The organism is Streptomyces sp. Ru73, from assembly GCF_002920575.1.
In the GTDB taxonomy this organism is placed as follows: Bacteria; Actinomycetota; Actinomycetes; order Streptomycetales; family Streptomycetaceae; genus Streptomyces.
Map to the genome: position 1 here is coordinate 1 of NZ_PQSQ01000102.1, position 26,581 is coordinate 26,581.

Sequence of the window (26,581 nt, forward strand, 5' to 3'; positions counted from 1 at the left end):
CTCCCCCCGCGTCCGCGCCCGGCTGCTCCCGGCCGCCGCCGAGCGCCTCCACGTAGGCCGCCGCGTCCCCCATCGCCCAGGCCGCCTCCGTGGCGGCGAGGCGGGCGGCCAGGGCCGCGGCGGTGTCGTGGGGGCCGAGCAGGGCCGCGGCGAGCAGCAGTTCCTCCCTGGCGTCGGCCACCGGGCCGTCCCGCAACGAGAGCAGCCCGTGGACGAGTTCGGCACGGCCGCGCACCGGCGCCGCGGCGGGCAGCGCGCGGACCGGGGCGAGCAGGTCGCGGGCGTACGCGGGGCGCCCCGCGAGGCGTGCGTGGTCGGCCGCTTCGGTCAGCCGGCCGGCGCGGTCGGTGTCGTGCGCGGTGAGGCGTGCGGAGACGGCCAGCGCCACCGCGCGTTCCTCGTGCGAGAGGTGCGGCTGTACGGCCCGTGCGGCGGCGGCCAGCCGGCCGGCGAGGACGGGATCGGGCCCTTCGGCGGCCAGGGCGCGGTGGAGCAGGTACGGCAGCCGGTGCCCGTGGCCGTCCTCGCTCGCCGCCGCGAGGGCCGCGTGGGCGGCGCGCCGCCGGGCGAGCGGGGCTGCTTCGTACACCGCCCGGCGCAGCGGCTCGCTCGCGAAGTGGATGCGGTCCCCGGCGGTGCGGACCAGCCCCGCGGACTCCGCCGGTGCCAGGGCCGCCGCGCCGGACGTGCCGGGCCCGGCGGCCCGCAGGACGAGGGCAGCGTCGGCACCGGGGCCGGCGGGACGCTGTTCCTGTGCGGCGGCGGCCAGCAGCAGGAGGCGGCGGGTGTCCGGGGGCAGTTCGGCGGCGCGTGCGCCACAGGCACGGAGCACTGTGGCGGGGTCGGCGAGCGGCCGGGGCAGCGGTGCGCGCCCGGCCAGCTGGGCGGGGGTGAGTCCGGCGGCCAGCTCGCCGAGCAGCCGGGGGCTGCCGTCGGCGGCGCGGGCCAGTTCCTCCCGTACGGCGGGGTCGGCACTGCCGTCGGTCAGGTCGTCGAGCAGGGCGGCCGCCGCCGGCCCGTCGAGCGGGCCGATCCGGACGCGGGGCAGCCCGGCGAGGGCCGGGTCGCCGGCGCGGTGGCCGGCGACCGACAGCAGCAGGCCGGCGGGCAGGGACGACGTGCTCAGGGAACACGCGGCACGGCCCAGTGCGGTACGGGACGGCGCGTCCCACAGGTGGACGTCGTCGACGCAGACCAGGAGGGGGCGAGCGGCGGTCGCGGCACGCAGCAGCCGCAGTACGGCGTCCGGTTCACCGGCCTGGACACCCTCCGCCGCACCACGGGCGTGCGGGCACGCGGCGGCGACCGCACGGAGGAGCGTGCCGATTCCTCCGTGCGGTCGTGTGCCGTGCGCCGGTACGGCCCGGACGAGCAGTGCGTGGCCCGCCGTGAAGTCCTGGACGGCGCGTTCCAGGAAGGCGGTGCGGCCGAGGCCGGGACCCGCCGCGCACACCAGGGCGCCTCCCGTGCCGTGTGCGAGGCGCCCCATCAGGGTGTGCGCGGCGGCCAGTTCGGTGTCCCTGCCGTGGAGCCGGAGAGGACTGCGTACGGTCGTCGTTCCGGTCACGTCCGTCACGTTACTGGCGTGTAAACGTTCACGTAACCCCTCCGTCCCGCGAACTCCCCCGTCCCGTCCGTGCCTTCGCGCCCCCGGGTCAGGAGGTGTGCGGGCAGTTGCCCCGGTACTCCTCGATGGTCAGGCTCGGCCGGGGCAGCGGGCAGAGGAACTGCTCGTAGCGGGTGTCGTTGTCGATGAATCGCTTGAGCCAGGAGATGCTGTACTTGGCGATGGTGGTGTTGGAGGTGTTCGGCGTGAAGTGGGTGGCGTTGTTCAGCTCCAGGTACGCCTTGTCCAAGGAGCCCGGCAGACTCTCGTAGAACGGCTCGGAGTGCGTGGCGACCGGGGCGATCGTGTCGCCGTCGGCGCCGACGACCAGGGTCGGCGTGGTGATCTCCGGCCAGGACTTGTCGAGGTTCCAGCCGGTCAGCGGGATCGCCGCCTGGAGGGACGGCCGGCTCTTGGCCGCCTCCAGCGTGCCGCCGCCGCCCATCGAGTGGCCCATGACGCCGAGCCGGCTGCTGTCGACGCGGTCCCGCACCGAGCTGCGCTGGGTCAGGTAGTCCAGTGCGGCGAGGAGCTGGCGGCCGCGGCTGTCGGGCTGGTCGAGCGTGGTGTTGGTGTCGATGGTGAACACCACGAAGCCCTGGGAGGCCAGCCGCGGGCCGAGCCAGGCGATGGACGACTGGTAGGCGGTGTAGCCGGGCGAGATCGCGACGGCACCGAAGGTGCCGTCGGTGGTGCTGGTCGGGTAGTAGATGGTGCCGCCGCCGAAGCCGGTGACGCTGAGGGAGGAGACGGAGGTCTGCGAGACGGCGTACGGGCCGCGGGAGGCTTCGATGCTGGAGACCGTGGGCGCCGGCCCCCGCTCGTACGGGTTGTCCGCTGCCGTGGCCGGCGCCGGCTGGGCGGCCAGCAGACCGCTCGCTGCCAGGAGCCCGGCCAGCCCCCACCGCGTCAGGCGGGTTCTGAGCCGGCCGGGTCCCTGGCGGGCCGGGGTGCCGGCGGACGCGCTGATGTGCTGCTGCACGACGGAGTTCCTTTCGGTCGCGGTCGCTGACGGCCGCCACTCTCGTGCCGCGCGGCTCCGCGCACATCGGCAGAATCACCGGCCTCGGCATGCGGTCCGGGCCGCCGTCAGCGCAGCCGGCCCGCGCCCGCCCGGTGGCCGACGAGCCCCGGTACGGCACGCGGGTCGTCGACGCGCGGGCGCAGGGTGGGGGTCCAGCCGGCGCCGGAGCGCAGCGGCTCGGCGGGGAACTCCGCGTTGTGCAGGGCGATCAGGTCGGCCGGACGTCCGTCGACGAGGTTGCCGGCCGCGGTGACCGGCGCGTCCTTCCACCTCTTCAGCACCCGGCCGGCTCCGGTGCCGGCCGGCAGCGTGACGGCGTTCTTCTCGGCGACCAGTTGGGACTCGATGCCGATGCCGAAGCTGTAGGCGTACGGCGTGCCCGGCCCCGCCAGGTAGTGGTTGTTGTACGCGTCCACCTTGCCGAAGCGGACCCGCGGGGCGCGCTCGGTCACGTCGCGGAAGAGGTTGTGGTGCAGGGTGACGCGCAGCCTGCCGCGGTCGGTGGCGGCAGCGCCGTCACTGTTGCCGATCATCAGGGTCTTGTCGTGGTCGGCGAAGACGTTCCAGGAGACGGTGACCAGGTCGGCGCCCCGCACGACGTCCAGTTCGCCGTCGTGTTGTTGGTACAGCTCGCCGTAGTACGAGGGCAGCGAGCTGTCGGGGTGCGCGCCGTCGGTGAAGGTGTTGTGGTCCAGCCAGACGTGGGTGGATCCGGTGACGACCATGCCGTCGTACTCGGAGTTCCAGGCGCCCGTCGCACCGTCCGTCGGGTCCCACTGCGGGAAGCAGTCCAGCGGGCTCTCCACGGTGAGGTTGCGGACGATGACGTTGTGGGTGTGCGCGATCTGCAGGCTGCCGCCGGTGATCCCGGCGTGCTTCCCGACGCCGACGAGGGTGGTGTCGGCGGGGACGTACGCCTTGACGGCGGTGGCCTGGTTGCGCTGCGACGCGGCGCGCAGGTCCTCCTGTACGCCGCTGACGGGCCGGTCGCGGCCCCATACGGCGGGGTCGTAGTCGGCGAGGTAGCGGGCGAAGTCGTAGCCGTCGGCCGCGTACGAGGCGCAGCCTGCGGTGGCCGCATTCAGGGTGCCCTTGACCCTGACGATGCGCGGGGCGCCGGGGTCGTCGGCCAGTGCCGAGCGCAGCTGGTCCCAGGTGGTGACCGTGTAGGTGTGCGCGGCGTCGGCGGCGGCGCCGCCCGTCGTGCCGCCGTCGGCGGACGCCCAGCCGTCCCGGGCCGGGAGGGTGTCGCGGCCGGGCTCTGCGGCGTGGGCCGGGCCGCCCCCGGCGAGGGCGAGGGCGGCGCAGGCCGTCAGTGCGGTGGCGAGCGCCGTGGTACGTCTCGTCATGCGTTCTCTCGTCAGGCAGCGTTCTCTCGTCATGCTGCGTTCCCTTCCGGCCAGGTGATCCATGAGGCGGGGACCGCGTCGTCGAGCCGGCGCACGTCACGCGGCGCGAGCAGCCCTTCCGTGCGGAGTCCCGCGGCGACCAGCCGGGCGACGGCGATCGCGCCGGGCGGGTTGAAGTGGGTGTTGTCCTGTTCGGCCGCGGTCCAGTTGAAGTACGCCTTGGTCTCCTCGGGGCCGAGCCGCTGCCACAGCGCGAGGGACTGCCGCTGGATGTCGAGGAGGGGCACGTCCGCCTCGGCGGCCAGGGCCCGCATCGCGGCCGGGTACTCGCCGTGGGTGGGCAGTGCGTTGCCCCCGGGGTCGAACCTCCGGCGTTCGACGGAGGTGAGCAGCACGGGCCGCGCGCCGCGGGCCCGTGCCCCGTCGAGGTACTGCCGCAGGCAGTCCTGGTGCGTGGACCAGGGCTCGGTGCAGCGCGTGGGATCCTCCGTCTTCTCGTCGTTGTGGCCGAACTGGACGAGGAGGAGGTCGCCGGGGCGCAGGGCGGCGAGGACGGCGGTCAGCCGCCCCTCGTCGATGAAGCTCTTGGAACTGCGGCCGTTGACGGCGTGGTTGGCGACCGCCAGGCCGCGGTGGAGGAAGAAGGGCAGCGCCATGCCCCAGCCGGTCTCGGGCGCTGCGTCGGCGTACTTCTGGGCGGCGGTCGAGTCGCCGGCCAGGTGGAGGGCGGGCATGCGGCGGGTGGCTCCTGACGTCGCGGCGGTGGCCGGGGCCGCGATGCCCGCGAGGACGGTCCCCGCGAGTGCCGCGACCATCCGGCGGCGGGTGGTGGTCACTCGGCCTGCTGCTTCCACTCGGCCTGCGCCGCATTGAGCTGGGCGGCGAGGTCGTCCAGGAACTTCTCGGCGGTCGTCCTGCCGAGCAGCACCTTCTGGAAGGCCGGTTCGTTGTCGGCCTTGGAGAGGGTGTTCCAGTCGGGCAGGTAGTACGGCAGGTCGACGATCTTCGTCTTGGGGCTGCTCAGCGCCTCGGCGCCGAGCCTGGTGGTCTCGGACTTCCGCACCCAGGCGTCCCCGGCCGCCTCGGTGTTGGCCGGGATCGCGCCCGCCGACTCGTTCCACTTGCTGTTGGACGCGTGCGAGGCGGCGAATTCGATGAACTTCCAGGCGGCCGTCTTGTTCTTGCTCGACTTGAAGAGGCCGAGCCCGTCGACCGGGTTGGAGACCTGTACGCGGGTGCCGTCGTCCAGCGTGGGGTTGGGTATGCCGCGGAACTTCGCCGGGCCCAGCGCCTTCACGTGGTCCTGGTAGGAGCCCAGGTTGTGGTTGAGCATCCCGATCGTGCCGCTGTCCCACTGGGCGACCATCTTGGTGAAGTCGTTGTTGATGTCGGCCGCCGGGGTGGTCTTCTTGTAGAGGGCGGCGTACTTCTCCAGCGCCTCGACGTTCTTCGGGTCGTTGACCGTGGTGCGGTCGCCCTTCCAGAAGCCGGTGATGCCCGACTGGCCGTACATCGCGTCCAGGGCCTGCGCGATGGAGCCGGCGCCGCCGCGGATGGTGTAGCCGAACTTGTTGGCGCGCTTGTCGGTGAGCTTCTCGGCCGCCTCGTAGAACGCCGACCAGGTGGTGGGCGCGGGCAGTCCCGCGGCCTTGAACAGGTCGGTGCGGTAGTACAGCACGCCGTTGCTGGCGGACGTCGGGACCGTGTAGAGCTGCTTGCCGCCGGCGGCGGAGCGGACGCTCTCCAGCATGCGGGCGTTGAGCTTGCCGTCGAGCGAGCTGTCCTTCAGGCGGCCGTCCAGCGGTTCCAGGGCGCCCTGGGCGCTGATGCCGGCGAGCATGGCGGCGCCGATGCCGCCGACGTCGGGCAGCCCGCCGCCCTGGATGGCGGTGTCGTACTTGGACTGCACCTCGGTCGCGGCGATCCCGACGTAGTCGACCTTGATGTCGGGGTTCGCCTTCTCGAAGTCCTTGATGATCTCCTTCCAGACGGCGGTGCGGACGCCGCCGTTGTTGTCCCAGAAGGTGATCGTGCCCTTGCCGGAGCCCTCGCCGCCGGTCTCGCCGGCGATGCCGCTGCCGTCGTCGCCGCAGGCGGTGGCGGTGAGGGCGAGCACTGCGGTGACCGCGAGAGCGGCGGTGGCGCGGGGTCTGCCGGGCTTACGGAAGATAGTCATGGTCGGCTCTTTCTGTCCGTGGTCAGCAGGGAGGTCAGCGGCGGTACGGGGCCCAGCCGTCGGTGCCGCCGAGGTAGTCGGCGACCTCGTGGCGGGCCGCTTCGGCGGCGCTCATCTGCGGCCGGTCGGCGGTGACCGCGGCGCCCGGGCCGTGGTTGCGGTACTCGCTGAAGCGGGCGTCCCGCCAGGAGAAGCCGCCCATGTCGGTCCAGGGCGATGCCTTGATCGCGGCGGGCAGCTCGGTGTCCCGGACGAGCACCTGGCCGACGGCGTCCGGCGCGCCGCCCGGGTGCCAGGGGCGGCCGAGGTGGAAGGTGCCGGCGGGCGCGTCGCTGATGATGCGGGAGCCGGTGATGAGGATGCCGTACGGGTTGCCCTGCCAGGTGGAAGCGGCCGTGATGTAGCCGTTGTTGGTGTCCGAGCCGCGGCTCAGTGCCTTGATGACGGAGTCCTCGATGACGGTGGTGGCGCGTCCGTAGAGGAAGTCGACGTCGCCCTCGATGTACGCATCGTGCACGTAGACCCGGCTGACGGTGTCGAGCTTCGGGCTGTCCGTCATCAGGGTGTCCTGGTTGCCCTTGAAGGCGGTGTCCTCGAAGACGATCCGGTCGCCGGTCGTCTTCATGGCGAGGGCCTGTTCGCTGTTCAGGTCGTGCGCCGCCTCGTCGAAGTCGTTGACGAAGGTGAGGTGGCGTGCGGTGGTGTCGTGCGCGGCGAGGAGCACGGTGGCACTGCCGGAGGAGCCGCCGTGCTCGTTCGGCGTGTCGTACACGATCACGGTGTCTTCGCGGTCGTCGCCGGTGCCGAGGAAGGTGAGGTGCGGCTTGGTGGCCGGGACGCGCACCTGCTCGCGGTAGGTGCCGGGCGCGAGCGCCAGGGTGACGGCGCCGTCGTTGCCCGCGGGGACGGCGTCCACCGCGGCCTGCACGGTCGGGTAGTCGGCGGGCACGTGGAGAACGGTGCTGGTGCCGATGTTCTTCTGCGGCCCCGAGTGCTTCTTCACCAGCGCCGGTACGGCGGCCGCCGGGTCGATCCGGTAGGCGTAGAAGGCGCGCGGGTCGAAGGCCGTGCCCCGGGTGTCGTGCCGTCCGGTGGCGTTCTTCAGTACCGAGCCGCGCTGCACCAACTCGGCCGTGTCATCGGCCTGGTAGGGGTGCTGGACGCCGTCGTAGTAGCTGTTCTCGATGACCATCTTCGTGCGGCCGCGCGCGTAGTTCCCGTACGACCACACCGGATCGCCGTCGTCGACCTGCGCCGAGAGGTAGTTGTTGTAGAGGTGCGCGTAGGCGCAGTTGTCGGCGGACGGATTGCGCTGCTTGGTGCCGCGGAACCAGTTGTGGTCGATGGTGATCTGCGTCTTGACGTCATCGGTCCAGCCGATGCCGAACGCCTTGTTGTGGGTGTCGAAGCGGTTGTGGGAGACGGTGAGGTACTCGCTGTTCTTCCGTACGTCGAGCAGGCCGTCGCCCATGTGCGTGAAGCGGTTGTGGTCGATCCAGACGTGGTGGACCGAGTCCATCTGGATCGCGTCGAAGTCCTGGGTCTTGCCGTCCCAGTCGCCCTCCACGTAGGAGTCGCGGATGGTGAGGTTGCGGATGATGACGTTGTGCGTGCCGGGGTTCAGATGCAGCTCGCCGTGGACGATCTCGCCGGTGGTGCCGACGCCGACGATCGTCTTGTCCGAGGCGACGTCGATGTCCGAGCCGAAGGGCGCGACCTCGATGGCACCGGCGACCCGGATGAGGTACGGCTCGTCGGCCGCGGCGTACTTGGCCAGTTCGGCCTGGGTGCGGACGGTGACGACCTTGCCGCCGGCCCCGCCGGTGGTGCCGCCGGCGAGGGAGGCGAATCCGTGCGGGCGGTCGGCCGGTGCCGACGCATGGCCGGCGATGACCGGCGGCCGGGCCGCGGCGGCCTCGGCCGGGGCCGGCGGGCCGAGGCCCCACGCGGCCGCCAGGGCGGTGGCGGCGGTCAGGGCGCTGGTCAGTAAGCGCTTGCTACGGAGATACGGCATGGCTACTCCCAACAGGCGTACGGGGGGGTGGTGAGTGGCCTCAGTCGGCCGGGGCGGTGCGGGTCGGGGTGGCGCGGAAGTGCGTGAAGAGCGCGGTGCCGGCGGGGTCGTCGCCGGTCCGGCCGGCGGTGGCGGGCGCGGCGGCGAACAGGCCGAGCAGGGCACCGACCCAGCGCCAGGGCGTGGCCGCGAAGACGGGCCCGGACCGCCTGCGCCCGTCCCCGACGTCGTAGGAGAAGCGGCAGCGCGCGCCGGGGCCGGTCTCGATCCACAGCCGGGCCCGCCCGGCCGGTGCGTCCACCGGGGGCGCCGCGTCCCGTTCCGGTGGCGCGGGCGGTGCCCCGGCGGCGGACTCGGCGAACCGGTGCACCAGCCGCACGGCCCCGTCCGCCGCCCGGCGCAGCCCGATCCAGGCGTACGCGTCACCCAGGACGGCGAGCCCGGCCCGCGCGCCCGGTCCGGCGCTGTCGTCGAGGCGCAGGTCCACCGTGACCGTGGCGGGGACGCCGGGCAGCCGCTGGGTGAGCACGTTCGGCAGTCGGCGCAGGTCGTGCACGTCGGGGGTGCGGACGCACGTGAGGCGCAGGCCGTCGCCGCTGTGTGGGGGCGCCCAGCCCTCGGCAGGGTGCGCGGTCCACTGCCACTGCGGCCCGAACCGGCCGCCGGGGAAGTCGTCGTCGGTGGCGGGCGCGGCGGGCGGCTGCGGCGGCAGGTCCGGCTTGCGGTGGACGCGGACCGGCTCGCCCGCGTCCCCGATCACCGGCCAGCTGTTCTCCCAGCGCATCGGCTGCAGGTGTACCACCCGCCCGTACGCGCCCCGTGCCTGGAAGTGCATGAACCAGTGCTCGCCCGAGGGGGTGTCCACCCAGGCGCCCTGGTGCGGCCCGTTGACGTCGGTGCGGCCCTGCTCCAGGACGATCCGCTCCTCGTACGGGCCGAAGAAGTCCCGTGCGCGGAAGGCGCCCTGCCAGCCGGATTCCACGCTCCCGGCGGGTGCGAGGATCCAGAACCAGCCGTCGTGCCGGTGGAGTTTGGGCCCCTCCAGCGTGAACCAGCCCGGGATGCGGTCGGCGTCGATGATCACCCGGCCCTCGTCGAGCAGGCCGGTGGCGTCGGGCCGCATGCGGTGGCCGGTGAGCCGGTTCTTGATGCCGGAGCGGGACCGGGCCCAGGCGTGCACGAGGTACGCCTCGCCGCTCTCCGCGTCCCAGAGCGGGCACGGGTCGATGAGCCCCTTGCCCGCCTTGACCAGGTGCGGAGCGGTCCACGGCCCGCGTACGTCCGGCGCGTTGACCTGGAAGATCCCGTGGTCGGGGTCGCCCCAGAAGATCCAGAAGCGGCCGTCGTGGTGGCGCAGGGAAGGTGCCCAGACCCCGCAGTCGTGGCGCGGGACCGTGAACTCCTCGGCCGGTGCGAGGCGGTCCAGGGCGTGCCCGGCGAGGGTCCAGTTGACCAGGTCGCGGGAGTGCAGCAGGGGCAGTCCCGGGACGCGCCCGAAGCTGGAGGCGGTGAGGTAGAAGTCCTCGCCGACGCGGATCACGTCGGGGTCGGACCAGTCGGCGTTCAGGACCGGGTTGCGGTAGGTGCCGTCGCCGAGGTCGGCGGAGAAGGCCGCGTTCACGGGCTGACCGCCTTTCTGACCAGGGCCGCCGCCTCGTCCCTGGCGAGGCGGCCGTCGGCGACGACGGTGACGACGCGGCGCACCGCCGTGTCCCCTGCCGGGAGGTCCAGGCGCGCGTCGGGGGCGAGGGAGGAGCCGACGCCGGGGTACGCGGCGGTGCGCACGAACCACGGGTCGCGGCGGGTGCGGTCGGTCGCCCCGGCGAAGACCAGCGTCCAGCCCGCGCCGCCGAGTGCCAGCCAGTCCGCCGGGCGTCCGTGCACGGCGGACTCCCCTTCCGCTTCGGCGGTGAACACCTCGGGGGCTGATGCCTCCTTCGGGGCGCGCCAGAAGAAGCCGCCGTACCCGGCGCCCGGACGGCCGTTGGTGGCGGGGCTGCCGAACGACAGCGGGCCGGCCGTGGTGTTGGTGAGCGAGAAGGTGAGGTCCAGCGCCCATGCGGTGTCGGTCAGCGCGGTGGCCGCCACGGTGCGGCGTTCGCGCAGCAGCTCGTCCTCCCCCACGCTCCAGCTCAGCTCCGCCACGAAGCCGTCGGGGTCGCGGAGGTTGAAGGCGGTGTGGCGCTGGATGCCGTGGTTGTCCAGGTCGGTCGGGCCACGGCCGCGTACGTAGGTGCGGCCGCCCCAGAAGTTGTGGCCCGCCACGTCGGGCACGGCGACGCCCGCGCCGAGGTGGTGCGGGTGGTCGGCGGGCATCAGCTCCGTGACGGGGGTGCCGCGCAGGGTGGTGACGGGGTGCAGGTACGGGCGCGGGGCCGACCGGGCGTCGAGGTCGGGGCGGTAGGCGTACCGGGCGACGGGGCGGCCGGCACAGCACAGGGTGAGGACCGGGGTGGTCCGGGGCGCGGTCATCGGGAGCGCACCTCCTGCGGGAGCGCCCAGGGGGCGCCGAGTTCGGAGTAGAGGGACAGGGTGTCGGCACTGGCGGCGACCAGGCCGTCGATGCCGCGGACGACACGGCGCTGGGCGCCGTGGCTGGTGCCGGGTGCGGTGTGCCAGGCGTCGGGCGGCAGGGGCACCGGGTCCGGTGCGCAGCGCACCGCTTCGAGGACGCGCATGAAGGCGCCGGTGGCGACGGGCGGTACGAGCAGCGGGGTGCCGTCGGTGAGGTGGGCGACGAGGTTCTCCAGCAGGTCGGTGCGGCCGTGCACGGTCTCCTCGGGGGCGTGTCCCGCGCGCTGCACCAGGACGCGGTCCTGCTTGTACCAGAGGGTGAGGCGGCCGCGGGTGCCGTGCACCACGACGTACGGCTCGGCCGCCGTCGCGGCGCACAGGGTGGCGGCGACCGTGACGCGGCTGCCGCCGCCGGTGGTGACGCGGACGCAGGAGGTGTCGTCGGACTCGATGGCGTGGGCCCGGAAGAGTTCGGTCTCCACGTGCGCGACGTCCTCGGCCGCGGTGCTGCCGTCCAGCGCGAGGGCGGTGGCGACGGCGTGTGCGAGGGGGTTGGTGAGGACGCCGTCCAGCACGTCGGTGCCGTCGAGCCGGCGGCGCCCGGCCCAGGGGGCGCGGCGGAAGTACGCCTCGTCGCGCACCCACGCCCCGGCGGCGCCGATGCCGGCCGGCTCGCCGATCGCGCCGTCGGCGAGCAGGGCGCGGACGGCCGGGAGGGCGTGCGAGCCGAGCGACTGGAAACCGACGACGCAGGCCACGCCCGCCGCCTCGATGCCGTCCGCCATACGCCGGAACTCCGCGTACGAGGGCGCCGGCGGCTTCTCGACGAGCAGGTGGACGCCGTGCCGCGCGGCGGTCAGTGCCAGGTCGGCGTGGGTGGGGATGGGGGTGCAGAGGACGGCGACGCGGGCCCCGGTGCGGGTGAGCAGCGTCTCGAAGTCGTCGGACTGCGCGAGGGGGCCGAAGCCGCCGAGTTCGGCGTCGGTCAGCGGGGTCAGGTCGCAGACGCCGGCGAGCCGGACCAGGCCCCGCTCGGCCAGCCGGCGGAGGTTGGCGAGGTGCCACCGGCCGTGGCCGCGGGCGCCGGCGAGGACGACCGGCAGCGGCTCTCCCGTACGGGCGGTGCGGCTCATCCCTTCACCGCCCCCGCGCTGAAGCCGGTGATCAGCCACTTCTGGATGTACGCGAAGACGATGACGACGGGCACAGCGGCGATGACACCGCCGGCGGCGAGCGCGCCGAGGTCGACGCTGTCCGCGCCCATCAGGGTGTTCAGGCCGACGGGGATGGTCTGCTTCTCCTGGTTGCTGAGGAACATCAGCGCGAAGAGGAAGTGGTTCCAGGCGTGCACGAAGGCGAAGGAGCCGACGGCGACCAGGCCGGGCCGCAGCAGCGGCAGGACCACGACCCGGAAGGCCCGCAGGCGGTCGCAGCCGTCGACCCAGGCGGCCTCCTCCAGCGCGTACGGCACGTTCTTGATGAAGCCGCTGAGCAGGATCATCGACAGCGGCAGCTGGAAGACGGTCTCCGCGAGGACGACGCTGCCCAGCGAGTTGATCATCCGCAGTCCGGCGAAGATCTGGAACAGCGGCACCAGCAGCAGCGCTCCGGGCACGAACTGCGAGCACAGCAGGGCCAGCATGAAGCCCTTCTTGGCGCGGAAGTCGAAGCGGGCGAGCGCATAGCCGCCGGCCAAGGCGACGAGGGTGGTGAGCACCAGGGTCGCGACGCCGATGAGCACGCTGTTCTGGAAGTAGGTAGCAAAGCTGCGCTCCGTCCACACCTTCGCGAAGTGCTCGAAGGTGACCGGCCAGGGCACCAGCGAGGTGGAGCCGGCCGGGCGGAGGGCGAAGAGCAGGATCCAGTAGAAGGGAACGAGCGTGAAGAGCAGGTAGAGGGCGAGGGGCAGATGGATCTGCCAGCGGGGGACCTCGTTCCCGGGGCGTTTCCTGGTGACGGCCGGCGTGGCGGGCAGGGCGGTCACTTGTCGTCACCTCCGAACTTGCCGATCCGCAAGTAGGCGAGCGAGCAGAAGAGCAGGATCACGAACGCGACGGTGGTCAGCGCCGAGGCGTAGCCGAAGTTGTGCGCGTCGACGGAGGTGTTGGCGATGTAGAGCGGCAGGGTGGTGGTCTCCCCCGCCGGGCCGCCGCCGGTCAACGTGTAGAGCAGGTCGACGTTGTTGAACTCCCACACCGCGCGCAGCAGCGTGGACAGGATGATGGCGTCCTTCAGGTGCGGCAGGGTGATGTGCAGGAACTTCCGCAGCCGGCCCGCGCCGTCCACCTCCGCCGCCTCGTAGAGGTCCTTCGAGACGGACTGGAGGTCGGCGAGGATGAGGATGGCGAAGAAGGGCACCCCGCGCCAGAGGTCGGCGACGACCACGGCCGGGAAGACGGTGCCGGTGTCGGAGAGCCATGAGGTGCCGTACTCGCCGATGCCGGCGTCGGCGAGGTAACGGGTGAGGCCGGTCTGGGAGTTGTAGAGCAGTACCCAGATCGCGGAGGTGAGGACGCCGGAGACGGCCCACGGCGAGAAGACCAGCGCGCGGGCCAGCGCCCGGCCGGCGAAGGTCTGGTTGACGAGCAGGGCGAGGGCCAGCCCGAAGAGCAGTTGCAGCCCGACCTCGACGACGACCCACTTGAGGCTGAAGGTCAGGGTGCCCCAGAAGAGGGGGTCATGGGTGAAGATCTCGGTGAAGTTGTCCAGCCCGGCGAAGCCGTTGCGCCACGGCTTCGTGGGGTTGGCGTGCTGCAGGGCGGTCCAGAAGACGCTGAGCACCGGGTAGGCGATGAAGCCGAGCATCAGCAGCGCGGCGGGCGCGATCAGCAGGTACGGCAGCCGCCGCGGGTGGGTGCCGGTGCCCCGCCGGCGGCCGGGCGGCGGTGCCCCGGTCCCGTGGCGGCTTCTGGGCGGTGACTCGGCCACGGCTGCGGCTTGGGCCATGACTCTTCTCCGTTCTGAGAGGACCGGAAAGCAGGACGGCGTTCGAGATATCGGCCATGACGGCGTACCGGGACGGGCACGGGCGGCGGCTCAGCCCGCGTACGGGTCGGGCACCTTGCCGGGGCGCGCCAGGAAGGCGAAGTCGCAGCCGGTGTCGGCCTGGGTGATCTGGTCGGCGTAGAGCGCCCCGTACCCGCGCTCGTACCGTGCGGGCGGCGGGGTCCACGCGGCCCGGCGGCGCGCCAGCTCCGCGTCCGGGACGTCCAGCCGCAGGGTGCGCGCCGCGACGTCCAGGGTGATGGGGTCGCCGGTGCGGACCAGCGCGAGCGGCCCGCCGACGTAGGACTCGGGAGCGATGTGGAGCACGCACGTGCCGTAACTGGTGCCGCTCATCCGCGCGTCGGAGATCCGCACCATGTCCCGCACGCCCCGCTCCAGGAGGTGGCCGGGGATCGGCAGCATGCCGTACTCGGGCATGCCGGGGCCGCCCTTGGGCCCGGCGTTGCGCAGAACGAGCACGTGGTCGGCGGTGATGCCGAGCGCCGGGTCGTCGATGGTGCGCTGCATCTCGCGGTAGTCGTCGAAGACGACCGCGGGGCCGGTGTGCCGGAGCAGGTGCGGTGCGGCGGCGATGTGCTTGATGACCGCGCCGTCCGGGCAGAGGTTGCCGCGCAGCACCGCGACGCCGCCCTCGGCCGCGACCGGATTCTCGCGGGTGCGGATGACGTCGTCGTTGTGGACGAGGGCGCCGGCCAGCTGCTCGCGCAGCGTCGGGTGCGCGACGGTGGGCCGGTCCAGGTGGAGCAGGTCGGTGATCCGGGAGAGGAAGCCGGGCAGTCCGCCGGCGAAGTGGAAGTCCTCCATGAGGTACGGGCCGCCGCCGGGCCGGACGTTGGCGAGCACCGGCACCTTGCGGGCGAGGCGGTCGAAGTCGTCCAGGGCCAGCCGTACGCCCGCGCGCCCGGCCATCGCGATCAGGTGGATCACCGCGTTGGTCGAGCCGCCCAGCCCGAGGACGGTGGTGACGGCGTCCTCGAAGGCCTCGGCGGTCAGCAGGCGCGAGAGCCGTACGTCCCGGCGGACCAGGTCGACGACGCGGAGGCCGGACGCCGCGGCCATCCGCTCGTGCCCGGAGTCGACGGCCGGTATCGAGGAGGCGCCGGGGACGGTGACGCCGAGCGCCTCGGCGGCGGCCGTCAGGGTGGCGGCGGTGCCCATCGTCATGCAGTGGCCGGGCGAGCGGGCCAGTCCGCTCTCCAGCTCGGCCAGCTCGCAGTCGCCGATGAGCCCGGCGCGCCGGTCGTCCCAGTACTTCCACATGTCGGTGCCGGAGCCGAGGGTCTCGCCGCGCCAGTGCCCCGGCAGCATCGGCCCGGCGGGCACGAACACGGTGGGCAGGTCGACGCTGGCGGCGCCCATCAGCAGCGCGGGCGTGGACTTGTCGCAGCCGCCGAGCAGCACGGCGCCGTCCACCGGGTACGAGCGCAGCAGCTCCTCGGTCTCCATCGCCAGCAGGTTGCGGTAGAGCATCGGGGTCGGCTTCTGGAAGGTCTCGCTGAGCGTGGCGACCGGGAACTCCAGCGGGAAGCCGCCGGCCTGCCACACCCCGCGCTTGACGGCCTGGGCCCGGTCGCGCAGGTGCTGATGGCAGGGGTTGATGTCGGACCAGGTGTTGAGGACCGCGATGACCGGCTTGCCGAGGTGCTCCTCGGGCAGGTAGCCGAGCTGCCGGGTGCGCGCCCGGTGGCTGAAGGAGCGCACGCCCGAGGAGACGCCGCTGCCGTACCACTGGTGGCTCCTGAGCTCCTCCGGGCGTCTCATGCGGGCCACCCGGCGGCTATCGCGGCGACCTCGGCGCGTTCGCTCTCGGGCAGCGGCCTGCTCGGCGGGCGGACGTCGCGGCGGCACAGGCCGAGCGAGGCCAGCGCCTCCTTGACCACGGTCACGTTGTTGGCGGAGCCGTTCGCGCCGCGCAGCTCCTCGAAGCGGCGGATCTGCTCCCAGACCTTCATGGCGGCCGGGTAGTCGCCGGCCCTGAGGGCTTCGAGCATGTTCAGCGACACGGCGGGGGCGACGTTCACCAGTCCGGAGGTGAAGCCGGTGGCGCCGGCCGAGAAGTACGAGGGGGCGTAGGGCTCGGCGAGCCCCGCGATCCACACGAAGCGGTCCAGGCCCGCGTCCCGCGCGAAGGCGGCGAAGCGTGCCGCGTCGGGGACGGCGTACTTCACGCCGATGACGTTCGGGCAGGCGTCGGCGAGTGCGGCGAGCCGCCGGCCGTCCAGCGCGGCGTTCCTGAGATAGGGAACGACGCCCAGCTCGGGGACGGCCTCGGCGATCGCGCGGTGGTAGTCGACCCAGCCGTCCTCCGAGACGTACGGGTGGACGGGCTGGTGCACCATCACCATGTCGGCGCCGGCGTCCCGGGCGTGCCGCGCCGAGGCGACGGCGGTCGGCACGTCGTGGCCGATCCCGGCCAGCACGGTGGCCCGGCCGGCCGCCTCGGCGACGGTCAGCTCGGTGACGGCACGCCGTTCGTCGGGGGTGAGGGCGTAGAACTCGCCGGTGTTGCCGTTCGGCGTCAGGGTGCGGACGCCGCCGTCGAGCAGCCGGCGGAGCAGTGCGCGGTGGGCTTCGGTGTCGAGGGCGCCGTTGCCGGCGAACGGGGTGACCGGGATCGCGACGACCCCGGCGAGCGCCGCCCGGTGGGTCTCGTACGGGGCCGTCGTCATCTCTGTGCTCCCTCGGCGGTGGGTGCCCCGTCCGTGACGGGGAAGGCCCGCTCGACGAAGGAGGCGATGTGGGCGTGGACCGCGCGGGCCGCGCCCTCGGCGTCACCGGCCGTGGCGAGCCGGAGGATCTCCTCGTGCTCGGCGGCCTCCCGCTCCCAGGACGGCACGGCCGCCCAGGCGACGGTCGACACCAGGGCCGCCTGGTCGCGGACCTCGTCGAGCATGCGGGTCAGCAGCGGGTTGCCGCACGGCAGGTACAGGGCGCGGTGGAAGGCGCGGTTGGCGAGGGACCGGTCGGCCGGGTCGGCGGCCTCGGCCGCCCGGGTCAGTGCCGTACGGGCGTCCGCCAGGCCGGCACCGGCGCGCACGGTGCGGCGGACCGCCTCCGGCTCCAGCAGCAGCCGCACGTCGTAGACCTCGCGCGCCATGGCCGTGTCCACGGTCCGCACGGTGACGCCCTTGTACTGGCTCATCACCACCAGTCCGGTGCCGGCGAGGGTCTTCAGCGCCTCGCGCACGGGCGTCTTGGACACCCCGTACTGGGCGGCGAGTTCGGTCTCGACCAGCGACTGGCCGGGGCTCAGCTGCCCGGTCAGGATGCGGTGCTTGATCGCTTCCAGCACGTACTGCGTGCGGGAGGGGATCGGGGCGGGGGCGAAAGTCATGGGCGGCCGCTCTCAGCTCTCATATCCGGCGCATCACGTCTCATATATGACGTATGAGGTACGACGCGATGAAGCTAGAGCGCCTCAGGGGACGCGTCAACGCTTCTGACGAAGAACGGGAGAAACGGCCGCCGCACGGCTCAACTAATGCCCAACGGGCATCAGTTGTACGAGATGTCGGACGCCGAGTAGCGGCAGTACGTGCCGTCCGGGCCGCTGCCCGTCTCGACCGGCTCCTTGCCGGTGTTGTTGCCCGTGTAGCGCACGCACGGCTTGATCTTCTTGCTGCTGTCGCCGTGGATGCGGATGTTCTTCAGCGTCGCGGTGTCCCCGTAGTTGGTGTTGATGCCGACCAGGTCCTTGCCCGGCGCGGTCACGTCCACGTCGCTGACGCCGATGGTGCGCTTGTACTGCGTCGAGCAGTTGCCGCAGCTGCGGACGAGCTTGCCGAAGTCGGCGACCTGGAAGCCGCTGATGTTCAGCCTGCCCGCGCCGTTGAACTGGAAGACCTTGTCGTCGGCCTTCTTGGCGCCGCCGCCGGTGACCGTGTACGTCGCGCCGGAGGAGGTGCCCTTGAAGGTGGCGGCGTCCTCGCCGACGTCCTCCCACCACACGTTCTGCAGCGTGCAGCTGCCCGAGCAGTGGACGCCGTCGGCGGCGGGCGAGCCGATGACGACGTTCTTGAGCACCGCGCCGTCCTTCAGCTTGAAGATCGGGTCCTGGCCCTCCTCCTGGCCGTCACCGCCGAGGTCGCCGCTGCCGTAGAAGCGCTTGAGGCCGCCGTCGTAGGTGCCGGACACCTCGATGGTCCTGCTGACGGCCTGACTGCCGCCGGGCGTCGGCCAGCCGGCGGCGTTCGCCGTGCCGGTCAGCGTCGTGGTGAGGAGGGCCGCGCCGGTCAGCCCGGCGGCGGCGACACCGCCGAGCACCGCCCTGCGGCGGGCGAGGCTCCTGCGGTGGCGGCCGGCGGGCCGCTGTGCTGCTGATCTCATGTCCCGTCTCCTTGGGTGGGGTGAGACTGTGCGTCGTCAGGTCGCCACCGGGTACGGGAGGGGTTGCCGGTACGGGAGAGGTTTTTCAGCGGCCGTGCGGAGCGAAGTCGCCGCGCACCGCCGCCCGTTCGCCACCGGACCGCGCGGTCGCCGTGTACGTATCGGCACCCGCGTCCCGGCCGGCGTGCGCGTGGTCGTACTGCCCCGCGAAGACATGCCGGCCGGCGGGCACCGTACGGCCGTCCTTGAGCGTCCAGCGGTAGACGAGGAAGCCGTCCTCGGACGTCGTGGTGAAGGTGAAGTCGCGGGCCGGCAGGGTGCGCCACGCACCGGTCGGCCGCACCCCTTCGGTACGCGCGACGCGCAGCTCCACGGTCAGTGAGGTGAGCGGCTCCGCCGTCTGCAGGGTCACGTTGCTCTGGGCCCAGTAGTCGTTGCTGTGCGGGTCGACGGAGCCGTCGCTCCAGAGGGGGCCGTCCGCGGTACGGGAGGCCCGCGGCGCGCCACCGGTCGCGGGCGCAGGGCCGTGCGAGGGCGCAGCGGTGGGGGCGGGCGGTCCGGCGTGCAGGGACCGGCCGCCGCCGCGGTCGGGCCCGTGGAACACCGCCGTCACGCCGTAGCCGCCGGCCGCCAGCACCCCGGCGACGGCCGCCGTGGCGCCCGCGACGCGCAGCCACGGCGCCGCCCGGCCGGTGCGCCGCTGGGCCGGCCGCTCCGGTGCCGCCATGCCCCGCTCGACCCGTGCCCGCATGCGTTCCCGGTCCGGGCGGTGGGCCGCCGCGGCCTGCCGCAGCGCGCGGCGCACCTCGTCCATCACGTCCTCCTGGCGACGAGTTCCCCCGCGGCGCGGGCACCCAGCAGCCGTTCGAGCTGCGCCATTCCCTTGGAGGTCTGGCTCTTCACCGTACCGACCGAGACACCGAGGGCGAGCGCGGTCTCCCGCTCGGACAGGTCGAAGGCGTGCCGCAGCACGACGCAGGCCCGCTTGCGGAACGGCAGCGTACGCAGGGCCTGTTGGACGTCGACGACGGCGGGCACGTCCGGTGCGTCGGCGTGTTCGGGGCCCTGCGCCCAGAAGAGGGCGATCCTGCGGCGCTCCCTGATCGCGCTGCGGATATGGCTGCGGGCCAGGTTGGCGACCACGCCCCGGGCGTACGCGGCGGGGTGGTCGGCGGCGCGCACCCGGTCCCAGCGGTGCCAGAGCGCGACCAGTGCGTCGGCGGCCAGGTCGTCGGCGCCTTCACTGTCGCCGGTCAGCAGCCGTGCCAGCCGCGCGAGTTCGGCGTAGTGGCGCTCGAAGAACGCACGGAACTCCACGGCGGCGTCGGCGGTCCCGGCCGCCGCCCCGTCCACGGATCCGTTCACTCCGCCTCCCCGGCGTCCGATATTTCGACCACTACTCGGCATGGCGAACACAGGCTAGGCGGGGGCCCAGCACCGGGCAACCGCCGGGCGGCGCCGGACCGGTTCGCCCGACGGCGGCAACCCTCCCGGGACCTGCTCTCCCACCGGAACACACGGGAGTCCTCCCGTACCCCACGACCCCATGCCAGGAGGCACCGTGCAGCATCCGCACCGTCCCCGCCCCGGCCACGCCCGCAGACCGGGCGGCCGCCGTCGCGCCCTCGTCACCGCCGTCCTGACCGGCGCGCTCGCCGCCGGCGGGCTCGCCGCGCTGCCGGACACCGCGTCCGCGGCGCCCGCCCGCCAGGCCGAGCGGCTCGACCGCGGCCTGACCAGCGTCCACACCAGCGGCGGCAACCTGGTCAGCTGGCGCTGGCTGGGCACCGACCCGGACGACGTCGCCTTCAACGTCTACCGGGCCGGCACCAAGGTCAACCCCTCCCCCATCACCGGCTCGACCAACTACTTCCACGCGGGCGCCCCCGAACAGGCCGACTACACCGTCCGCGCGGTCGTCGACGGCGTGGAACAGGGCGACTCCGTACACGCCGTGCAGTTCCGCGCCAGCTACAAGGACGTACCGATCACCCCGCCGGCGGGCGGCACCACTCCGGACGGCGTGGCGTACACCTACGAGGCCAACGACGCGTCCGTCGGCGACCTCGACGGCGACGGCGCGCTGGACTTCGTCCTGAAGTGGCAGCCCACCAACGCCAAGGACAACTCCCAGTCCGGATACACCGGCAACACGATCGTGGACGGCGTCAAGCTGGACGGCACCCGGCTGTGGCGCATCGACCTGGGCCGCAACATCCGCTCCGGCGCGCATTACACGCAGTTCCAGGTGTACGACTACGACGGCGACGGCTCGGCCGAGGTCGCCATGAAGACCGCGGACGGCACGGTCGACGGGCGGGGCAAGGCGATCGGCAACGCCTCCGCCGACCACCGCAACGGCAGCGGCTATGTGCTGTCCGGGCCCGAGTACCTGACGATGTTCAACGGCCGGACGGGCGCGGCGATGGGCACCACCGACTACGTACCGGCCCGCGGCGACGTGGCATCCTGGGGCGACGGTTACGGCAACCGCGTGGACCGCTTCCTTGCCGGCACCGCCTACCTGGACGGGGCGCGGCCCTCCCTGATCATGGCGCGCGGCTACTACACCCGCAGCGTGATCGCCGCCTGGGACTGGCGCGACGGCGCCTTCACCCGCCGCTGGACCTTCGACACCGACTCCTCCGCCAACAAGGGCAAGGGATACGACGGGCAGGGCAACCACCAGCTGTCCGTCGCGGACGTCGACGGTGACGGCAAGGACGAGATCGTCTACGGCTCGATGGCCGTGGACGACAATGGCGCAGGGCTGTGGACCACGAAGAACGGCCACGGCGACGCGATGCACGTCGGCGACCTCGACCCGTCCCGGCCCGGCCTGGAGGAGTTCAAGGTCGACGAGGACGGCGCCAAGCCGTCGTCCTGGATGGCGGACGCGAGGACCGGCCGGGTCCTCTGGTCCACCGCCGCCAACGGTGACAACGGCCGCGGCGTCTCCGCCGACATCTGGGCGGGCAGCGCGGGCGCCGAGTCCTGGTCGTCGGCCGAGAGCGGCCTCCGCAGCCCCAAGGGCACGGTGGTCGCAGGCCGCAAGCCGGCCGGCACCAACTTCCTGTCCTGGTGGGACGGGGACACCACCCGTGAACTCCTCGACGGCACGCACATCGACAAGTACGGCACGGGCGGCGACACCCGCCTGCTGACCGGCGCGTCCGTGGCCTCCAATAACGGCACCAAGGCGACCCCGGTGCTCTCCGGCGACCTCCTCGGCGACTGGCGCGAGGAGGTCGTCTGGCGCACCTCCGACAACCGCGCCCTGCGCATCTACGCCACGCCGTACGAGACGGACAGGAAGATCACCACACTGCTTCACGACACGCAGTACCGCACCGCCCTGGCCTGGCAGAACTCCGGCTACAACCAGCCCCCGCACCCCAGCTTCTTCCTCGGTGACGGCATGGGGACGCCGCCCCGGCCGAGGATCACCGCGCCGTAAGCACACGCCGGGGCTCCCCGAGCAGTGCCAGGTTCTCGATGGCGGCGAGGCCGTAGAGCGCGGTGTCGTTGGTGGACACCCAGGCGGCCTCGCTGCCGGGCACCAGGGTGACCGGCCCGGACGTCTTCACCGCCTTCCAGGGCGCGTTCTCGGTGTACCCGTCGGAGCGCAGGAACTTCTCCCACGCGCGCCGGGCGAGCTTGTCGTCCCCCGTGCGGCGGGCCGCGTACGCGTCGAGCCGCGAGTGCCCCTGGAAGAGGTTCAGGCTGCCGAAGTCGGTGCCATAGCGCGCCTTCTGCTCGGCCTTGGTGGCGTTGAAGTAACGGCAGTAGTCGAGGTACGCCTTCTCGAACTCCTCGTCGCCGGTCAGGTCGATCAGCTCGGCGCACAGCTCGTTGAGGCCGAAGACCGCCGACAGGTGCGACACACTGACCACCGGCTTCGCGGCTATGGCGAACTTCCCGGTGTCCAGGTCGTACAGCCCGCTGCCCTGCACGAAGCCGTTGGGCTGCGCCGCGATGGTCGCCATGGTGGACAGCACCCGTGACCTGGCCTTCTCCCACTTGGGCCCGCGCCGCTCCCACTCGGTCAGCCACGCGGAGACCAGCCCGGACCAGTCGGTGCCGAAGCCGATGGACAGGGCGTGCCGGTCGGGCTTGTAGTCGGGGTCGGGGCGCACCTTGCGCTGCGGGTCGAGGACGAGGAACGTCTCGTCGGAGTCGACGTTGGCGTGCATCAGGTCGCCGACCCGCTCGTCGGCGGTGAGGAAGTAGTAGAAGCGGCGGTAGGTGGTGTTGGCGATGCGCTGCTGCTTTGCGCTGTCGGCGTAGTGCTGGACGCCGTGCCGGGTGCCGAGCCCCGCCCACTTGCCGAGGTGGTAGACGTCGACCTCGCCGGTGTGCCGGGTCATGGCCTCGGCGAAGCGGAAGATGTCGGCGCGCCCGGAGCGCAGGTAGGCGTACCAGAGCCAGAGGTCGGGCGAGAGTTCGGAGTTGTCCCAGGCGTAGCCGCCGACGTCGTAGCGCCACTGGTGGCGGGCCGCGTCGTAGGAGTGCATGACGTCGCCGTAGTCCCAGAAGCCGTACCAGCGCCGCTGCTCCACCTGGTCCTTGTAGTAGCCGAAGAGGAAGTCGAGGTGGTCCTCGATCTCCGCCCTGGCGGGGGTGGAGCGGTCCGGCTCGGCGTAGAGGCCGGGACCGAAGACGCCGGCGGCGATGAACTGGCGCGGTGGCGCGGTCAGTTGCGGCAGCGTGCGGACCGCCTCGACCTGCCGCGCGAGGGCTTCGGCGGCGGGGGTGGTGTCGTGTGCCCAGAAGAGGAGTTCACTGGTGCGGGCGATGCCGTACGGCGTGCCGAACTCCGGCTCGTAGTCCTCGTAGGTGATCTCCAGCCCGTCGAGCTGCTTCTCGTACGTGTCCTGGCCCATCCCGTCGTGGTAGAAGCGCAGGTCCATGGGCCGGGCCTCGGGCGACCAGAGCCAGAGGGTGACCTCGGCCTCCTCGGTCGCCGCACCCCGGACGTCGAGCCCGGCCGGGTGCTTCTCCCAGAAGCTGCGCAGCCCGAAGGCGAGTCCGCCGCTCGCCCCTCCGACGTAGCCGAAACCGGAGGCCCGGTGCCCGCCGCCGGCCGCGATCCAGCCGTGCCCCTCCTTGGTGCGCTTGCGCACGGTGAAGCCGTCGGCGGAGAGCTGGGAGAGGGTGTAGTCGCCCCACTCGGGGATGAGGTGCAGCCGGCTGGTCACCCGCTGGTCCCAGGTGGCCGGGTCGGGCAGCTTCTTCCCCTCGAACTGCGCGGCCTGCACGACGGCGCCCGGGTCCCGGCGCAGCCCCGTGACGCCCTTGACCGCCTCGCGCAGCAGTCCGGTGCCGTCGCCGCCGAGGCGGATGTGCCGGTCGTACGTCTCGTCGCGCATCGGCACGGTGAACCGCACGCCGAGCCCGCGGATGAAGTCGCCGCTCGGCTTGCCGGGCTCCTGCTTACCGTCGTAGGTGATCGTGTGGACCATGCGGAAGGATTCCGCGCCCGCGTAGAAGTAGAGGCGGACGGAGAAGGGCAGCCAGGAGCGGCTGCCGCGGCGGTGCTTGCCGTCGATGCGGACGACCGCGCGGAGCGGCCCGTCCTGCTCGACCTTCACCTCGGCGATCGTGCTTTCGAAGCGTTCGTACTTCTCGGTGCCCTGGTCGCCGTCCTCGATCTCGCCCTGGCGCAGCAGCACGAGGCGGCCGTCCTTGGCGATCTCGGTGGTTCCCCGGCGGACGGACGTCACGAGCGCGGCGCCGCTCGTGCCGATCCGGGCGGTGATCACGCCCGTGTCCACCTCGACGGCGCCGCCCTTCCGCGCCACGGTGACCGTCTTCGCGGGCGCGGCCGGCGCACCGGCCTTCAGCGTGTACTTCCCCGCGTCGGACTGCGGGCCCACGGCGTGCGCGGTCCACTTCAGGGAGCCGTCGGGCCAGTAGGCGAGCGGCCAGGTCTGTACGGGTACGGCCTTGCCGCCGCCGTCGGTGAGGGTGAATTCCTGGTCGGCGCCGTACGCACCCTTGGGCCAGGGCACGCCGACGGTCGACCCCGGCGCCGCGCCCAGGCCGCCGTCCTCCAGCCAGGTCAGCTCGACGGGGCCGCCGGCGGCACGCTTGCCGGGTCCGTCGGCGGCGGCCGCCGGGGCGCTGCCGAGGACCCGGCCGAACTGCGTCGCGGCACCGGCGACCGCGGCCGCCTTCAGGATCGCTCTGCGGGGGATCGGAGACATCGTCGTCGGTCCTTTCCGTACGGGTTCGCCGCAGCGCGGTGAGCGGCGCCTGCCGGGCGCGCCGAGCATGCGGGGGAAGCGACTCGAAGCGGTTGCTTGAATCGTTAAAGGAAAGCGCTTGCTGCCGTGCTGAGACAAAGTAGGGACGCTGACTCTTGGGGTCAACGGGCCGGACCAAAAAACGGAACACGGGGCTCGGCAGCGCAGGTTCGCGAGCCGGTGAATCGATTCACCCCCTCACCCACTCACCCGCTGACACGCCCACCCGGCACCCACCGCCCAGGACGCCTCGGCACCGGCCGCTCCCCCCGCGCCAATTCACTGTCGCCGGACGGCCGGATACCGATAGGACACCTTCATGGACACTTCCTCCTCCGACCCGTTCCCCCGTCAATTCGCCCGCACCCGGCGCTTCTCGCTCGGCGTGCCACGGAACTTCACCGTCTCCCCCGACGGTCGGCGCGTCCTGTTCACCCGTACCGGCGGCGGCCGGGACCCGATAGGCCGGCTCTGGATGCTGGCGGACGGCGAGGAGCGGCTGCTCGCCGACCCGACGGCCCTGGTGGGCAGCGGCGCCGAGGTGCCGGAGGAGGAACGGCTGCGCCGCGAGCGGGCCCGCGAGCGCTCCGCCGGAGTGGTGGCGTACGCGACCGACCGGGACGCGCGGCTCGCGGTCTTCGCGCTGGGCGGCGCGCTGTGGGCGGTGCGCACCGACGGCGGCAAGCCCTTCCCGGTACCGGCGGCCGGGCCGGTCTTCGACCCGCACCCCTCCCCCGACGGCCGGCGCATCGCCTACGTGACGGGCCGTTCGCTGCACGTCGTCGAGGTACCGGACGGCGGCCCGGACGCTTCCCCGGACGCGTACCGGGACCGGCAACTGGCCGCCGCCGAGGGCCCGGAGATCAGCTACGGCCTCGCCGAGTACTGCGCGGCGGAGTCCATGGGCCGGCTGCGCGGCCACTGGTGGGCGCCGGACGGCGAGCGGCTGCTCGTCGCGCGGGTGGACACCACACCGGTCGAGCGGCGCTGGATCAGCGATCCGGCGCACCCGGACCGGCCGCCCCGCGCCCTCCGCTACCCGAGGGCAGGCACCGCCAACGCCGACGTGAGCCTGTGGCTCCACGGCCTGGACGGCAGCCGCACGGAGGTGGTCCGGGACCGCGCGGCGTACGAGTACCTGCCCACCGCCGGCTGGGACGCGCACGGCCCGGTCATCTCGGTGCAGCCGCGCGACCAGCGGACGCTGCGCACGCTCGCCGTGGACCCGGAGACCGGGGCGACCACGCTGCTCGACGAGCGGACCGACCCGGCGTGGGTGGAGCGGGTGCCGGGCACTCCGAGCCGGACCGCGTCCGGTGCGCTGGTGCTCACCCACGACGTGGCCGGCACCCGGCACCTCGCGGTCGGCGGCGACGTCGTCACACCGGCCGGGCTGCAGGTCCTCGAAGTGCTGGGCACGGAGGGCGAACGCGTCTTCTTCACCGCCTCCGAGGACCCCGCGGAGACCCATGTGTGGTGCCACGACCCGGCGGCGGACGGGCCGGTGCGGCTGAGCCACGGGCCGGGCACGCACACCGCCGTGGTGCGCGGCGGCACGGTGGTCTGCCACGGGCTGACGCCGGAGGGGCCGTACGCCGAGGTACGCCAGGAAGCGGCGGCCCACTCCCCGGCGGCGCCCCGAACCACCGTCACCTGTCTCGCGGAAACCCCCGTCGTCACTCCGCGCCCACGTCATCTCCGTCTCGGTGTGCGGGAGTTGCGGACCGCGCTGTACCTCCCGTCCTGGTACGAGCCGGGCACGGGCCCGCTGCCCGTGCTGCTCGATCCGTACGGCGGGCCCGGCATGCGGCTGGCGGTCGCGGCGCGCGGCTGGACCGCCTGCGTCTCGCAGTGGTTCGCCGAGCAGGGCTTCGCCGTGCTGGTCACCGACGGGCGCGGCACGCCGGGGCGCGGCCCCGAGTGGGAGAAGGAGATCCACGGCGACCAGCTGACGCCGGCCCTGGAGGACCAGGTGGACGCGCTCCACGCGGCCGCCGCCCAGGTGCCGGAGCTGGACCTGGGCCGGGTGGCGATCCGCGGCTGGTCCTTCAGCGGGTTCCTGGCCGCGGCCGCCGTGCTGCTGCGGCCCGAGGTCTTCCACGCGGCGGTGGCGGGCGCGGCGACGACCGACCAGCGGCTGTACGACACGTACTGGAAGGAGCGCTTCCTCGGCCACCCCGACGAGCAGCCGCAGAACTACGAGCGGTCGTCGCTGACCGGCCGGGGGCATCTGCTGCGCCGCCCGCTGCTGCTCGTGCACGGTCTCGCCGACGACAACGTGGCGCCCGCCAACATGCTGCGCTTCTCGGCCGAACTGCTCG

The 26,581-nt window shown here is 73.1% G+C and carries 19 protein-coding genes and 1 pseudogene; 2 read left to right on the top strand and 18 right to left on the bottom strand.

All coding sequences use genetic code 11. The features are described 5' to 3' along the window. The 17 genes and pseudogenes from C3486_RS30595 to C3486_RS30675 all read right to left on the bottom strand — a co-directional run. Positions 1-1,567 (bottom strand): annotated as a pseudogene (locus C3486_RS30595) (ATP-binding protein); the annotation flags it as partial. An 88-nt stretch (positions 1,568-1,655) separates the two neighbouring features. Further along, positions 1,656-2,588 (bottom strand): dienelactone hydrolase family protein, encoded by a 933-nt coding sequence (locus tag C3486_RS30600; RefSeq protein WP_103836080.1) that lies wholly within the window; start codon positions 2,586-2,588, stop codon positions 1,656-1,658. A gap of 107 nt (positions 2,589-2,695) precedes the next feature. After that, on the bottom strand, positions 2,696-3,979 hold the full coding sequence (locus tag C3486_RS30605) for a polysaccharide lyase family 1 protein (RefSeq protein WP_103836081.1): 1,284 nt from the start codon (positions 3,977-3,979) through the stop codon (positions 2,696-2,698). Positions 3,980-4,008: 29 nt separating this feature from the next. Next, positions 4,009-4,815, bottom strand: a complete 807-nt coding sequence (locus C3486_RS30610; protein ID WP_258053085.1) for a rhamnogalacturonan acetylesterase — start codon at positions 4,813-4,815, stop codon at positions 4,009-4,011. Beyond that, positions 4,812-6,155: a sugar ABC transporter substrate-binding protein gene (locus C3486_RS30615; protein ID WP_103836083.1), complete on the bottom strand. Its 1,344-nt coding sequence runs from the start codon at positions 6,153-6,155 to the stop codon at positions 4,812-4,814. The genes C3486_RS30610 and C3486_RS30615 overlap by 4 nt, the downstream gene beginning before the upstream one ends. A 34-nt stretch (positions 6,156-6,189) precedes the next feature. Beyond that, a complete protein-coding gene (locus C3486_RS30620; RefSeq protein WP_103836084.1) occupies positions 6,190-8,169 on the bottom strand; it encodes a pectinesterase family protein in 1,980 nt (659 codons plus the stop codon). Between the two features lie 40 nt (positions 8,170-8,209). Then, a complete protein-coding gene (locus tag C3486_RS30625; protein ID WP_103836085.1) occupies positions 8,210-9,790 on the bottom strand; it encodes a glycoside hydrolase 43 family protein in 1,581 nt (526 codons plus the stop codon). After that, positions 9,787-10,641 carry a PmoA family protein gene (locus C3486_RS30630; RefSeq protein WP_103836086.1) on the bottom strand — a complete coding sequence of 285 codons (855 nt, stop codon included), beginning with the start codon at positions 10,639-10,641 and terminating at the stop codon, positions 9,787-9,789. Before C3486_RS30630 ends, C3486_RS30625 begins: the two co-directional genes overlap by 4 nt. Next, on the bottom strand, positions 10,638-11,816 hold the full coding sequence (locus C3486_RS30635; protein ID WP_103836087.1) for a Gfo/Idh/MocA family protein: 1,179 nt from the start codon (positions 11,814-11,816) through the stop codon (positions 10,638-10,640). Before C3486_RS30635 ends, C3486_RS30630 begins: the two co-directional genes overlap by 4 nt. Further along, complete coding sequence (locus C3486_RS30640) at positions 11,813-12,667, bottom strand: carbohydrate ABC transporter permease (protein WP_103836088.1); 855 nt, start codon at positions 12,665-12,667, stop codon at positions 11,813-11,815. The genes C3486_RS30635 and C3486_RS30640 overlap by 4 nt, the downstream gene beginning before the upstream one ends. Further along, positions 12,664-13,629, bottom strand: a complete 966-nt coding sequence (locus tag C3486_RS30645) for a carbohydrate ABC transporter permease (RefSeq protein WP_103836090.1) — start codon at positions 13,627-13,629, stop codon at positions 12,664-12,666. Before C3486_RS30645 ends, C3486_RS30640 begins: the two co-directional genes overlap by 4 nt. A gap of 90 nt (positions 13,630-13,719) precedes the next feature. Continuing rightward, entirely contained in the window at positions 13,720-15,450 is a 1,731-nt protein-coding gene (gene araD, locus C3486_RS30650) for an L-arabinonate dehydratase (protein WP_103836100.1), read from the bottom strand. Further along, the gene (locus C3486_RS30655; RefSeq protein WP_103836091.1) at positions 15,447-16,358 is read right to left on the bottom strand and encodes a dihydrodipicolinate synthase family protein; all 912 of its coding nucleotides are present in this window, start codon (positions 16,356-16,358) and stop codon (positions 15,447-15,449) included. The genes araD and C3486_RS30655 overlap by 4 nt, the downstream gene beginning before the upstream one ends. Next, positions 16,355-17,023 (bottom strand): GntR family transcriptional regulator, encoded by a 669-nt coding sequence (locus C3486_RS30660; RefSeq protein WP_103836093.1) that lies wholly within the window; start codon positions 17,021-17,023, stop codon positions 16,355-16,357. The genes C3486_RS30655 and C3486_RS30660 overlap by 4 nt, the downstream gene beginning before the upstream one ends. Before the next feature lie 161 nt (positions 17,024-17,184). Continuing rightward, the gene (locus C3486_RS30665; RefSeq protein ID WP_103836094.1) at positions 17,185-18,015 is read right to left on the bottom strand and encodes a pectate lyase; all 831 of its coding nucleotides are present in this window, start codon (positions 18,013-18,015) and stop codon (positions 17,185-17,187) included. A gap of 85 nt (positions 18,016-18,100) precedes the next feature. Continuing rightward, entirely contained in the window at positions 18,101-18,829 is a 729-nt protein-coding gene (locus C3486_RS30670; RefSeq protein ID WP_103836095.1) for a hypothetical protein, read from the bottom strand. Then, positions 18,829-19,380 carry a SigE family RNA polymerase sigma factor gene (locus C3486_RS30675; protein ID WP_258053086.1) on the bottom strand — a complete coding sequence of 184 codons (552 nt, stop codon included), beginning with the start codon at positions 19,378-19,380 and terminating at the stop codon, positions 18,829-18,831. Before C3486_RS30675 ends, C3486_RS30670 begins: the two co-directional genes overlap by 1 nt. 196 nt (positions 19,381-19,576) lie before the next feature. Between C3486_RS30675 and C3486_RS30680 the strand changes: the two genes are divergently transcribed. After that, positions 19,577-21,472, top strand: coding sequence for a rhamnogalacturonan lyase (locus C3486_RS30680; protein WP_103836096.1), 1,896 nt, complete (start codon positions 19,577-19,579; stop codon positions 21,470-21,472). Here the strand turns inward: C3486_RS30680 and C3486_RS30685 are convergent. Further along, positions 21,459-24,221, bottom strand: a complete 2,763-nt coding sequence (locus tag C3486_RS30685) for a Tat pathway signal sequence domain protein (RefSeq protein ID WP_103836097.1) — start codon at positions 24,219-24,221, stop codon at positions 21,459-21,461. The genes C3486_RS30680 and C3486_RS30685 overlap by 14 nt on opposite strands. A gap of 358 nt (positions 24,222-24,579) precedes the next feature. On the opposite strand from C3486_RS30685, the gene C3486_RS30690 reads away from it, so the two are divergent. After that, the coding region (locus tag C3486_RS30690) for a prolyl oligopeptidase family serine peptidase (RefSeq protein ID WP_103836098.1) at positions 24,580-26,581 on the top strand (2,002 nt) is incomplete at its 3' end.